At 70.4% G+C, this 12339-nt stretch carries 11 protein-coding genes, 1 pseudogene and 1 riboswitch; all 12 genes and pseudogenes read right to left on the reverse strand.

The genetic code is table 11. The features are described from left to right. Positions 1 to 7: 7 nt before the first annotated feature. A complete protein-coding gene (locus CRP56_RS39840) occupies positions 8 to 1690 on the reverse strand; it encodes a dipeptide ABC transporter ATP-binding protein (RefSeq protein WP_097274960.1) in 1683 nt (560 codons plus the stop codon). Then, on the reverse strand, positions 1687 to 2616 hold the full coding sequence (locus CRP56_RS39845) for an ABC transporter permease (protein WP_097272533.1): 930 nt from the start codon (positions 2614 to 2616) through the stop codon (positions 1687 to 1689). The genes CRP56_RS39840 and CRP56_RS39845 overlap by 4 nt, the downstream gene beginning before the upstream one ends. Then, positions 2613 to 3572, reverse strand: coding sequence for an ABC transporter permease (locus CRP56_RS39850; protein ID WP_059190824.1), 960 nt, complete (start codon positions 3570 to 3572; stop codon positions 2613 to 2615). Before CRP56_RS39850 ends, CRP56_RS39845 begins: the two co-directional genes overlap by 4 nt. A gap of 3 nt (positions 3573 to 3575) precedes the next feature. Continuing rightward, positions 3576 to 5201, reverse strand: a complete 1626-nt coding sequence (locus CRP56_RS39855; RefSeq protein ID WP_097274962.1) for an ABC transporter substrate-binding protein — start codon at positions 5199 to 5201, stop codon at positions 3576 to 3578. 382 nt (positions 5202 to 5583) lie between these two features. Further along, positions 5584 to 5697, reverse strand: a riboswitch (SAM riboswitch). A gap of 85 nt (positions 5698 to 5782) precedes the next feature. After that, positions 5783 to 6172 (reverse strand): VOC family protein, encoded by a 390-nt coding sequence (locus CRP56_RS39860; protein ID WP_143664978.1) that lies wholly within the window; start codon positions 6170 to 6172, stop codon positions 5783 to 5785. Between the two features lie 38 nt (positions 6173 to 6210). Beyond that, complete coding sequence (locus CRP56_RS39865; RefSeq protein WP_097274964.1) at positions 6211 to 7134, reverse strand: LLM class F420-dependent oxidoreductase; 924 nt, start codon at positions 7132 to 7134, stop codon at positions 6211 to 6213. 191 nt (positions 7135 to 7325) lie between these two features. Next, positions 7326 to 7601, reverse strand: a pseudogene (locus CRP56_RS39870) (AAA family ATPase); the annotation flags it as partial. A 3-nt stretch (positions 7602 to 7604) separates the two neighbouring features. After that, on the reverse strand, positions 7605 to 8672 hold the full coding sequence (locus CRP56_RS39875) for a phosphotransferase enzyme family protein (RefSeq protein ID WP_097272538.1): 1068 nt from the start codon (positions 8670 to 8672) through the stop codon (positions 7605 to 7607). Further along, on the reverse strand, positions 8669 to 9430 hold the full coding sequence (locus CRP56_RS39880) for an ABC transporter ATP-binding protein (RefSeq protein WP_097272540.1): 762 nt from the start codon (positions 9428 to 9430) through the stop codon (positions 8669 to 8671). The genes CRP56_RS39875 and CRP56_RS39880 overlap by 4 nt, the downstream gene beginning before the upstream one ends. Continuing rightward, on the reverse strand, positions 9427 to 10188 hold the full coding sequence (locus tag CRP56_RS39885) for an ABC transporter permease (RefSeq protein ID WP_097272542.1): 762 nt from the start codon (positions 10186 to 10188) through the stop codon (positions 9427 to 9429). Before CRP56_RS39885 ends, CRP56_RS39880 begins: the two co-directional genes overlap by 4 nt. Continuing rightward, positions 10185 to 11216 carry an ABC transporter substrate-binding protein gene (locus CRP56_RS39890; protein ID WP_097272544.1) on the reverse strand — a complete coding sequence of 344 codons (1032 nt, stop codon included), beginning with the start codon at positions 11214 to 11216 and terminating at the stop codon, positions 10185 to 10187. Before CRP56_RS39890 ends, CRP56_RS39885 begins: the two co-directional genes overlap by 4 nt. A 108-nt stretch (positions 11217 to 11324) precedes the next feature. Beyond that, entirely contained in the window at positions 11325 to 12245 is a 921-nt protein-coding gene (locus tag CRP56_RS39895; RefSeq protein WP_097272546.1) for an ABC transporter substrate-binding protein, read from the reverse strand. Between the last annotated feature and the right edge of the window lie 94 nt (positions 12246 to 12339).

Here is a 12339-nt window from a genome sequence, read left to right on the forward strand (position 1 = left end):
GCGGCCCTCAGCTCGTGGTGGATTCGACGGTGGCGGCGGGGGAGGGGACGCGGCCGCCGGGGATCGCCGCGAGCAGCTCGCGGGTGTATGCGTGGCGGGGGTGGGTGAACAGGTCCTCCGGCGGGCCCGTCTCGACGATCCGGCCGGCCCGCATGACGGCGACCTGGTGGGCGATCTGCCGTACGACGGCCAGGTCGTGGGAGATGAAGAGGTACGCGACCCCGGTGTCGGCCTGCAACTCGACCAGCAGATCGAGGACTTGGGCCTGCACGGACACGTCGAGCGCGGAGACCGGCTCGTCGCACACCACCAGGTCGGGGGAGAGGGCGAGGGCGCGGGCGATCGCCACGCGCTGCCGCTGACCGCCCGACAACTCCGCCGGGCGGCGCTCCAGTGTGGTGGCGGGAAGTGCCACCCGGTCCAGCAGTTCGCGGGCCCGGGCGAGCCGGGAGGCGCGGTCGCCGACCTTGAAGGCGCGTAGCGGCTCGGTGATCACCTCGCCGATGGAGAAGCGGGGGTCGAGGGAGGCGTACGGGTTCTGGTAGATCAGCTGGGCGCGGCGGCGCAGCTCTCTGGCCCGGGGGCCGCGCGCGGTGGTGATGTCGGTGCCGTCGAACAGGATGTGTCCGGCGCTCGCGTCGGTGAGCCGCAGGGCCAGGCGGGCGGTGGTGGACTTGCCCGATCCTGACTCGCCGACCAGCGCCAGCGTCTGACCGCGGTGCAGCGTGAAGCTGACGTCGTCGACCGCGCGCAAGACCTGGGGTCCGTTGCCGGTGCGCGGCAGCCGGAACTCCTTGACCAGATGGCGTACTTCGACCAGGGGGACCGCATCCGGCTTCGGCGCGGCAGTCGGGGTGCGGGGCCGGGCGGCGGTCAAGCTCGGTGCGCTGGCCAGCAGTTGACGGGTGTACGCGTGCTGGGGGTCGGCGAGGACGTCGCGGGTCGGGCCCGCCTCCACGACCCTGCCCTGCTCCATGACCACCAGGCGCTGTGCCCGGTCGGCGGCGACCCCGAGGTCGTGGGTGACGAGCAGGACCGCCGTGCCCGACTCCTCGGTGAGGTGCTGGAGATGGTCGAGGATGACCCGTTGCACGGTGACGTCGAGCGCGCTGGTGGGCTCGTCGGCGATGATCAGCTCGGGGTTCGCCGCGATGGCGATGGCGATCAGGGCGCGTTGCCGCATGCCGCCGGACAGTTCGTGCGGGTACTGCCGGGCCCGGACGGCCGCGTCGGGCAACCCCGCCCGGTCCAGGACCGCGATCGCCTCGGCCGGGGCCGAGCGGCGGGTCGCCAGTCCGTGGATGCGCAGCACCTCGGCAACCTGTTCGCCGATCCGCTTGACCGGGTTGAGGGAGACCGTCGGGTCCTGGGGGACCAGCCCGATCCGCGCTCCGCGCACGGTGCGCAGCTCCGCCTCCGACAGGGTGGCCAGGTCGTGCCGGCCGAAGCGGACCGTGCCCGCGTCGATGGTGCCGTTGGCGGCGAGCAGGCGGGTGACGGCGTGCGCGGTCGTGCTCTTGCCGGAGCCCGACTCGCCGACCACAGCGGTCACTTGTCCCGGCAGGACGTCGAGGTCCACGCCGCGGACGGCCGGGACCGTGCCGCCGCGAGTGCGGTACGACACGGACAGGCCGCGTATCTCCAGCAGGGGTGTGGTCACGTCCTCACCGTTCTCACGTTCGTCGGTCATCGCTGCCGGGACCATTCGCCGTCCAGCGCGCGGGCGATGCGGTTGGTGGCCAGGACGGTCGCGGCGATCGCCAGCCCGGGCAGCGCGGTCAACCACCAGGCGTTGGCGAGGTAGTTGCGGCCGTCGGAGATCAACGTCCCCCACTCCGGGGCGGGCGGCGGCGCGCCGTAGCCGAGGAAGCTCAAGGCCGACACGGCCAGGATGGAGGCGCCGAAGTCCAGGGTGGCCAGGACGATCACCGGCCCGGCGGCGTTGGGCAGCACATGCCGGCCCAGGACCGAGTACCAGCGGGCCCCACTCGCGCGCGACGCCTCGACGAACACCGCCTGCCGCACCCGCAGCACCTCGGCGCGCGCCACCCGGGCGAACGAGGCGACGCTGGCGATGCCGACCGCGACCGCCACCTTCACCGTCCCGTAGCCGAGCGCGGTGACGAGGGCGAGGGACAGGAACAGCGCGGGGATGGAGAGCAGGACGTCGACGAAGCGCATCAGGACGTCGTCCACCCAGCGGCCGACGAACCCGGCGACCACGCCGAGCAGTCCGCCGACCACGAACGCGACCAGGACCGCGATGATCGTCGCCTTGAGGGAGAGCTGGGCACCATGCACGACCCGGGAGAACACGTCGCGGCCCAGTTCGTCCGTGCCGAACCAGTGACTGCCGCTCGGGGCACGGAAGTTCTCGGAGGGCACCCCCTTCAACGGGTCCTGCGAGGTGAACAGATCCGGCCAGAACGAGGCCAGCACCACCAGGACGAGGACGGCCGCCGACAGCAGCAGACCGGGGCGGCGCAGCAGAAACCGCCGTAGGCCCGCACGGCGGCCCGGCACCGAGGGCGGTGTCGGGCCTGTCTCGACCGGCCGGGCGAGACCGAGGGCGGCCTCGGCCGGGTCGTCGACGTCGTCGACAAGGCTCTGACTCATACGAAGCTCGCCCTTCTGTCCGAGGCCACCACGATCCGCGGGTCGAGCAGCGGATAGACCAGGTCGACGAGCAGGTTCGTCGCCACGAAGATCAGCGCCCCGAACACCACCACCCCCTGGACCACCGGGATGTCCTGCACCGTGACCGCCGCCGCGGTCACCCGGCCGAGGCCGTCGCGGGAGAACACCGTCTCGACGACCACCGAACCGGCGATCAGCTGCCCCACCAACAGGCCGACGACCGTCAGCGCGGGCAGGGACGCGTTGCGCAGCGCATGCCGCAGATGCACCCGCCACCGGCCGGCTCCCTTGGCCCGGGCGGTCTCCACGTACGCCTGGTCCAGCGCGGTGAGCAGGCTCTTGGCCAGCACCTGGGCGACCAGCGCGCCGGTCGGGATCGCCAGCGTCAGCGCGGGCAGCACCAGGCCCCGCAGCCCGTCGTTGCCGAACGCCGGGAACCAGTGCAGCCGGAAGGAGAACACCTCGACCAGCAGCAGCCCGACCCAGAACGTCGGGACCGACACCCCCAGCGGGGGCAGCGACAACAGGAGCTGCCGCAGCCACCGCTGCGAGGTGTACGTCGCCACCACCGCCAGCCCTCCGCCGAGCAGCACCGCCAACAGCAGTGCCGCACCCGTCAGTTGGAGGGTCTGGGGCAGCGCGTCGGCCAGCGTGGAGGTCACCGGGCGGCCCGTGGAGACCGCGTCGCCGAAGTCCCCGCGCACCGCCCGGCCCAGATAGTCGGCGTACTGCGCCAGGATCGGCTTGTCGAAGCCGTACTCGTGCCGCAGCGCGGCCAGCCGGGCCGGGTCGACGTCCCCCGAGTCCATCCCGGCACCGGCCATCGCGGTGACCGGATCACCGGGCAGGAAGTCCAGCACCAGGAACGACACCGTGTACGCCGCCCACAGCACCCCCACCGCCTGCGCCAGACGCTTGATCACATAGCGGCGCACGCGCTAGCCGATCCAGGTGTCGTGCAGCTGGACGCGGCTGCCCGAGTCGAAGGCGAGGTCGTGCACCTTGTTCGTCACGGCCAGCTGGGTCTGAAGCTCCACCACCGGCACGTCGTACGCGTTCTGCACGATCAGCTTCTGCGCGTCGGCCACCAGCTGCTTGCGCTTGGCGGTGTCCGTGGTCGCGGCCTGCCCGGACAGCACCGTGTCCAGCGAACTGGCGGGCAGCCGGTAGAAGTTGGCCAGCTTGCTGGAGAAGGAGCTGCGCAGGATGTCGGGGTCGGCACGGGTCACGTTGCCCCACACCAGGTCGAAGTCGCCGCCCTGGAGGGTGGTGGCGAACTGGCTGACCTGGCCCTGCTTGAGCGTCACGTCGATCCCGACGGCCTTCAGCTGCTGCTGGACGAGCTCCAGAGCGGGCTGGTTGGTGGCCGCGTTGGGGAACCAGCTGATGGCCAGGCTGAGCTTCTTGCCGTCCTTGGCGCGGATGCCGTCACCGCCTTCCTTCCAACCGGCCGCGTCCAGCAGGGACTTGGCCTTGGCCGCGTCGAAGGCGAGGTCCGCGGAGAGGTCGGTGTAGTCGGGTGTGGTGTGCGCCAGGATGCTGGTCGCCGGTTTGGTGCCGGTCGGGAACACGGTGTCGGCGACCTGCTTGCGGTCGAGGGCGGCCAGAATCGCCTGGCGCACCTTCACGTCCTTCAGGACGGGCCGCGAGTTGTTGATCCCCAGCCCGAACACCACGCCCGGGTTGGCCCGGTGCAGGAGGGTGACCTGGCCGCCCTTGAGCGCCGTCTCGTTGGCCTTGCCGACGCTGCTGATCGCGTCCACCTGACCGGACTGAAGACTGCCGGCCCGCACCCCCGCCTCGGGCACCACCTTGAACACCAGCTTGTCCAGGTAGGCCTCGCCCTTCTTGGACCACAGCGAGGAGCCCCAGTCGTACCCGGTGCGCTTGGCCAGGGTGATCGACTGGTTCTGCACGTACTGCTTCAGCACGAACGGGCCCGACCCGATGACGCCGTCACTGCACTTCTGCTGCGGGGTCTTCTTGACGCTCGCCGACGACTCGATGCCCAGCGAGTGGGTCGAAGTCGCCTGGAGGAACTGGGCGTTGGGCTCCTTGAAGGTCACCTTGACGGTGAGCGGGTCGACCGCGGTGGTGCTCTTGACGCTGCTCAGATAGCCCTGGGCGAGGACGCCGAGGGCGCCCAGCTTCGGCACCGCGTCGAAGTTGTCCTTGACGACCTGCGCGGTCAGCTTGGAGCCGTCGCTGAAGGTGACCCCCGAGCGCAGATGGAACGTGAACTCCGTGGCGTCGGAGTTGATGTCCCAGCTCTTGGCCAGCCACGGCACGATCTTGCCGGTCTCGGGGTCCTGGTCGGTGAGGGAGTCCACGGTCTGGCGTACCGAGTAGATGCTCTCGTTGCTGCCGACCTGCTGCGGGTCCACGCAGCCGGCATCGGAACCGACCGCGAAGGTCAGGGTGCCGCCGGACTTCGGCTTGCCGCTGTCGTTGCCGGAGCCGCCCGCGTCGGAGCCGGATCCGCAGGCGGTCAGCAGCACGCTGGTCGTGAGAAGGGCGGTCAGCGCCGCCCATCGGGGGGATCTGAAATCCGGAAGTGCTGTCACGGGGTGGTTCTCCTCATGGGTGTCACCAGGCACGGGGGTGCCGTCCAGGGCACGGTTGTGCATGGGAGTGCGGCCCCGGCCGACGCGGTGTCGATGACGGGGGAGCGCTGCGCAGGCAGAGATCAACTGGAAAAGGGGATCCGGCGGAAGAGCGGGATCACACGGAGAGCAGTGCGGCGACGACCGGCGCCGGACGTCGCCAGACGGGGGGAATGCCCGTCAGACCGTCAGACCCGACACAGGCAGCTGGTCGAACGCTTCAGATCGATGTGCAGGCGGCGCGAGAGCCGGGAGAACACCGCGGCTACGGCGAAGGAGGCACTGAGGTCATCACTGTGACGACGCATGCCGGTCCTCCCCATTCTCCGGCCCCGCTCAAGGGGCCACGCGCTTGCGGGGATCGCCGGTGATCCCGCCGGGCTTTCACCTGGAGCACCCCACCGCGCGGGAGGGTTGCCGGTCAGCCAGCCAGGGCTTGTCGCTGACACTCAATGCCGTTCGTGATCGTACGGAGCGGGCTCGTCGTACGTCAATGCCGCAACCGGGACCACCCCGTGCCTGGCGCCTGCTCGGGGCAGGTCTCAGCCGCGTTCCTGCACGAACTTCACACGGTGGCCCTCGGGATCATGTAGCCAGGCAAATCGAAGCCGACCGTCCGGAGAGTCGGTCGGATTCACCAAGGGCTCGCCCCCTGCTTCGAGGGCCCTGAGATGCATCCCGTCCACGTCGTCGCACCACAACACCACCTCGGTGTTCGCGCCGGGCGTCGTGGCGATGCCGAAGAGTTCGCCGCCGACGCGGGCCGAGCTGAGCCCGATCCGCACGCCGGCAGCCTCCACCTCGACCTGGTGCGGTTCACCCTCCCGCGGAAAACGGAAACGCTCGGGCAGGCCGAGGCGTCGGAAGAACGCCGCGCAGCGCTCCACGTCGTCGCACCACAGGTTCACCTGGACAGCCTTGAACTCCGCCATCCTCATACGCTACTTGCACGGCTGCCCGACCAGTTCACTCAATCGGCCAGTTCGCCGAGGAGTGCCCAGGTGCGTCGGCGGTCCTCTTCGCCGGCCATCTCGGTGCCCGAGAACACGACCTCGGTGGCGCCGGCGTCGCGGTAGCGCCGGACCTCGGCTTCGACCGCCTTCTCGCCGCCGATCACGGCCAGGTCGGCGGCCCGCCGACCGCCGGAGAGTTCGATGACGCGTGCGTAGGACGGGATCTGCTCGTAGAACGCCAGGTTCTCCGTGGCCCGCGCCCGCACCGCGTCGACATCGTCCGTGACCACGCCGGGCACCAGAGCCACGATCCGGGGCGCGGGACGACCGGCGGCCTCGGCCGCGGCGGTCACGGCGGGAACGATCTGCTCCGCCAGGGCGCGCGGTCCCGCCAGGTAGGGCAAGATCCCGTCCGCCAACTCACCGCTGACGCGCAGTGCTTGCGGACCCATGGCGGCGACCAGGATGGGGACGCCGTTCTCGGCGCCCGGTACGCGGGCCGGGAGCGGCGTGGTGGCGGTGAGCAGTTCACCATGGAAGTCCGCTGTGCCGGACTCGGTCAACTGCCGTAGGGCGGTGAGGAATTCACGCAGGCGGGCGATGGGACGCTCGAAGGGCAGGCCGAAGGCGCCCTCCGTCAGCAGCTTCGTGCCCAGGGCCAGACCGAGGTGGTAGCGGCCGTGCGTCGCGGCCTGGGCGGTCTGGGCCTGGCTCGAGACCAGCAGCGGGTGCCGGCCGAAGACGGGGATCGCCGAGGTGCCCACCTGTAGTCCGGGTACCTCCCGCCCGACGATTGCCGCGAGTTGCGGTGAGTCCGCGCCGAGGGTCTGCCCGAACCAGGCCGACCGCAGGCCGGCAGCCGCGGCCTCGCGCGCCAGTTCCACGGTGGCGTCGACCTGGTTGGGCGCGTCGGATGCGTTGAGTGCCACTCCTAAAGTCATGCCTGGCAGAACTGCCGCTCGGCGAAGCCGTATTCCGGTCGAACGCCTCCTGAGTCGCGTCGATGTCATCGATGTGCTGCAAGGACCAGTCGAGGAGGCCGCCTGATCACGTCCGGTGGTCAGAACGCCTGTCGAGCGCGAGCCCAGCGACTCGCCCGGTTCCCGCCCGGCCGTGTCGACGACGACGCGCTCGCGGTGACGGCCGTGGCCCGCCAGGCGTCACGCGTCACGCTCAGCGGGTTCACCGACTCGGCGATCACGGACAGCCCCTGCCTCAGGTGCTCCTCGGCCAGGGCGTAGCCGACGACGTAACCCACCGGGCCGACGGGGTGCTGTGCCAGTCCGGAGCGGACGATGGCCTGTTCGATGGTGTCCACCCTCAGGTGGACCGCACCGATCCGCGCCGCCAGGAGACGGGCGAGGGTGGTCTTGCCGGTGCCGGGCAGGCCGCCCAGGACGATGAGCACGGTTCAGCCTTCCGCCAGGTGCCGCAGGAGACGTTGGCCGTCGGTGCCGGCGAACCACTCCGCGTGGCCGACGTAATACTCGTAGGCCAGGCGGGTGTTGGGCGCCGAGTGTGTGACGCCGTGGAAGTAGCCGAGCTCGGAGAGCGCGAACTCCGCGTGTACCAGCGGCAGTAGTGCGGGCAGCGCGGCCGATTCCTCGGCCGTCAGTGGCCGCACCGAACGGTAGCCCTCCAGGAGGGCCACGGCGTCCTCCTCGCGTACCGGGTATCCCGGTTGGAGCCATTGGACCGCGTTGCGTTCGATGGCCGTGGCCAGGTCGTGCACGGCGGTGGTGCGGTCGCTCATGCCGAAGTCCAGGACCGTGGCCACCTGGCCGTCGGCGTCCCACAGCAGGTTGGAGGCGTGCCAGTCGTTGTGGGTCCACAGCGGGGCGAGGCCGTCGAGGTGCGGGGTGAGCCGCTCGTGCAGTGGCAGCAGGACGCGTTCGGTGTCGTCGCGCCATGGGAACTGCTTGAGGGCTGCGGCCAGTTCGGGCCGCTCGGCCACATGGTGTTCCAGAGCGAGCAGGGGCTCGCCGGCCGCGAACACCGTGAACGAAGCGACCAGTGGCTGCACTTGGCGGCGCGGTGCGTCGAATCCCTCCGCCGCCAGGTGCAGCCGGGCGAGTGCCTCGCCGGCCGCGCGTGCGTGCACGGCGGACCGGAACGGCGACCAGGACAACGCGTCCCGGTACAGGTCCATGCCGACGCCGGCCGAGTGAACCTCGTACGTCCACTCACCGCGCTCCGCCGCGTCCAGTACCTCCACCACCGGGGCGCCGTGGCGCCGCAGATGGCGCAGGAACGCGTGCTCCTCGGCCAGGCCTTCAAGGGTTCGTACGGTGATGTGGTGCCGTTTCACGAACAGGTGCCGCCCGTCCCGTTCGACGACCGCGGCCGCCGACAGCGGACGCGGGCTGCGCCACACCACTCGCGCCGGACCGACGACCTCGGTCACCTCGGTGTCCGTGAGCGGTGCCCAGTCGGGTTCGACCGGGTCGGTGCCCAGGCCGTGCGCCAGATGCGAACTCACGCCGTCTTCACCGCCGTTGTGCCGCGCAGGGCCTCCAGGACCCGGCGTTCGGTAGCCGCGAACTCGGGTGCGGTGAAGTCCGCCGCGCCGCGCGGGCGGGGGAGCGGCACCTCGATGCGTTCCACGACGGTGGCGGGGCGCGGGGACAGCACATGGACGGTGTCCGCGAGCAGGACTGCCTCGCGGATGTCGTGGGTGACCAGGACGACGGTCCAGCGGTGGCGTTGCCACATGTCGGCCAGCCACAGTTGCATGTCGGTCCGGGTGAGCGAGTCCAGTGCGCCGAACGGCTCGTCCAGCAGCAGGACCGGCCGCTCCAGCACCACCGTGCGCAGCAGCGCCGCTCGCTGCCGCATTCCGCCGCTGAGCTGGGACGGATACGCCTTCTGGAAGCCGTCGAGCCCGAAGTCGGCGAACAGCGCGTCGGCCCGCGCCCGCGCCTCCCGCTTCCGCACCCCCTGGGCTTCAAGGGCCAGTGCCGTGTTGTCGAGGACGGTCCGCCACGGGAACAGGAGGTCCTTCTGCGGCATGTAGGCGACCTTGCCGGACTCCACCGAGGCCGGTTCGTCCTCCACCAGTACCTGTCCCGACGTGGGGTGGTCGAGACCGGAGACCAGGTTGAACAGGGTGCTCTTGCCGGAGCCGCTCGGCCCGATGACCGCCGCGAACTCGCCCTGTTCGACGGTGAGTTCGAGGTTTCGCAGGACTTCGAGCTGGTCGAAGGACTTGCCCACGCCCTCGATGCGCAGACTGTTCACTTGCCCACCTTCCGCTCCCATGGCAGCACCAGCCGTTGCAGCAGATAGGTGGCCCCGAACAGCGCGATGCTCAGCGCCGCCGTCACCCCTACCGCCGCGAACACCAGGTCCGTACGGAACGCGCTCTTCTGTGCCTGCATATAGATCCCGAGGCCGGCCTCGGCGCCCGCGTACTCGGCGAAGACGGCGCCGACGACGGCGTAGGTGATGCTCACCCGCAGCCCGGCGAAGAAGTACGGCATCGCGCTCGGGACGCGCACCAGACGGAAGGTCCGCCACCGGCCCGCGCCCAGGGAGCGCAGCAGCCGCATCGCCTCGCGGTCGGTCGCGGCGAAGCCGGCGGCCAGGTTGGCGGCCAGCGGGAAGAACGTCGTCAGCGTCACCACCAGCATTTTCGGCAGCAGCCCGAAGCCGAACCAGATGATCAGCAGGGGCGCCACGGCGACGATCGGGATCGTCTGCGAGGCGACCAGCAGCGGATACAGGCCCCGGCGGGCAGCCGAGGAGAAGTCCAGCAGGACGGCGACCAGCCAGGCCGCCGCGAAGGACAGCGCGAAGCCGAGGAGGGTCTCCTGGAGCGTGGGCAGGGTCTGCGTCCACAGCTCCGCACGGTTCAGCCAGCCCTGTTCCACCACGCGCGCCGGGGACGGCAGTGTCATCGGATCGACCCCGGCGGTGCTCACATACAGCTGCCAGCCGCCGACCACCACGGTCAGCACCAGCAGCGGCGGCCACAACGACCGCAGGAGGGAGGTCACTTGGCGGCCGGGAGGTAGTCGTTGGTGAAGAACGTCGAGGTGTCCGGGGCCTTGGTCAGCTTCTTGCCGTCGGCGTCCACCAGCAGTCCCGCCTGGTACTCGAAGTCGGTGAAGGCCTGCCAGCGCTCGGCGCTCTGGGTGCCGATGGTGCCGTTCGCCGCCTTGTAGTACTCCTTGGCCAGCAGCGCCTCGCTCTTCTTCACCAGTGCGGTGTTGGTGAGCACGCTCTTGTTCTGGGAGATCAGCAGGTCGGCCGCCTTGTCGGGGTGGTCGGCGGCGTAGCGGTAGCCCTTGTCGAGGGCCGCCACGAACTTCTTGGCGACCGCCGGGTTCTTCTTCAGGAACTGGTCCGAGGACGCGACGAGAGTCGAATAGATCGCCGGGAAGCCGTAGTCCGACAGCTGGAAGTTCTTCAGCGGCTTGCCGCTCAGCTCCGCCTCCACGCCCTCCCAGGTCGGCATCGGCATCGCGAAGTCGGCCTTGCCGGCGTAAAGGGCCGCGTACGCGGAGGTGTTGAGGGTGACCTGCTTGAAGTCGCCCTTGCCGCCGGCGTTCTGGATGACCTTCTGCAGCAGCGGCTTCTCGTAGGGGGCGCCGAAACCGGCGTACGTCTTGCCGTCGAGGTCCTTGGGGGAGTCGATGTCGGTGCGGCCCGCGCGGACGGCGATGGTCACGTTCGTCTTCTGCGTGACCGCGTAGACGGAGGTGATGTCCGCGCCGGCCGCGCGTGCGGTCGTCACGCCCTCCTGGTAGGAGATGCCGAAGTCGGCCTTGTGGTTGGCGAGCAGTGTCTCGGGCGCGGTGGAGCCGTACGGCACGATCTTGAGGTCGATCCCGGCGTCCTTGAACCAGCCCTTGGCCTGGGCGACGTAGATGCCGGTGTGGTTGGTGTTGGGCGTCCAGTCCAGGGCGAGGGTGACGGTCGTGGTGCCGTCCTTCGCGGCGGCCGAGGAATCGGCCTGGCATCCCGTGGTGACGGTGAGCAGGGAGGCCGCGGCTATGGCGGACAGCAGGGTACGGCGGTGCATGACGGGTCCTTCGTAGGGAGGGGAGACAGGCTGTGCGAGGCGGTCAGGCCCGACACAGCGCGCTGGCCACCCGCTTGAAGTCGACGGCGAGCCGCCGGGTCAGAAAGGTCACGCGGTCACGTCCAGCAGGCCGTTGGTGAAGGACTTGTCCCAGTCGCGGTCGTGCGCGATCGCGCCGTTCTCCGCGAGCCAGTGCGCGTAGGGGCCCATCCGGCTCTCGTCGATGACGCCCCAACGGCCGTCCTGGTCCGTCCAGGTGGGGGCGATCAGCGCGAGTGAGCGAGCGATGAGCGGGCGGGGGAAGTACGGGATCACGCCCTCCAGCAGTGTCAGGGTGTCGTCCTGCTCCTGCGCGGCGGCGGCATAGCCGCGGGCCGTGACGGCGAGGAAGTCCCGGACGAGCGAGGGCCGTTCGGCGAGCAGGGACTCGCTCGTGCCGAGTAGATAGCTGTGGTAGCGGGGTGCGCCGATCTCGTCCACCGGCCAGGTCAGCCGTCGCTCCTCGGGCAGGTCGCCGCGCAGAGCGTCCCAGGACCAGTAGGTGCCGAACGTGGCGTCGGCCTCGCCGGCCTCGATGTCGTCGACGGTCAGCTCGCGGGTGCCGGCGTCGACGAGGAGCACGGCGTCGGGGTCGCCACCGTCGGCCGCGACCAGATGGCGGACCATGGCGCGGCCGCGTGGGGTCGGGTTGAGGGCGAGGCGTCGGCCGGCGAGGTCGCGGGGGCGGGTGATGCCGGTGGAGGTGGTGGTCTGGATCGCCTCCAGGCCGCGGTGGTTGACGGCCGCCACCGCGATCAGTGGCTGACCGTGGGTGGCGCGGCGGGCGAGCAGCCGGTTCGGCGGGAAGATCCCGAAGTCCACCTCGCCGCGTGCCAGGTACTCGAGGGTGTCCCCACGTCCCGGATCCTGGACGACCAGTTCGACGTCGAGCCCGGCCTCGGTGAACCAGCCACGGGCACGGGAGACGTACAGACCGGCTGAATTCGGCCAAGGGTGGAAATAGTCGAGCATGACCCGGATGTGCGGCATGGAGGTACTCCGAAGAGGGTGCGCGAGAGTGCGCGGCGAACGGTGAGAGGGGTGTGCGGAGCGTCAGCGACAACAACAGGAGCAGCGCACCGGG

The sequence above is a fragment of the Streptomyces sp. TLI_55 genome (assembly GCF_900206255.1).
GTDB lineage: Bacteria > Actinomycetota > Actinomycetes > Streptomycetales > Streptomycetaceae > Streptomyces > Streptomyces aquilus.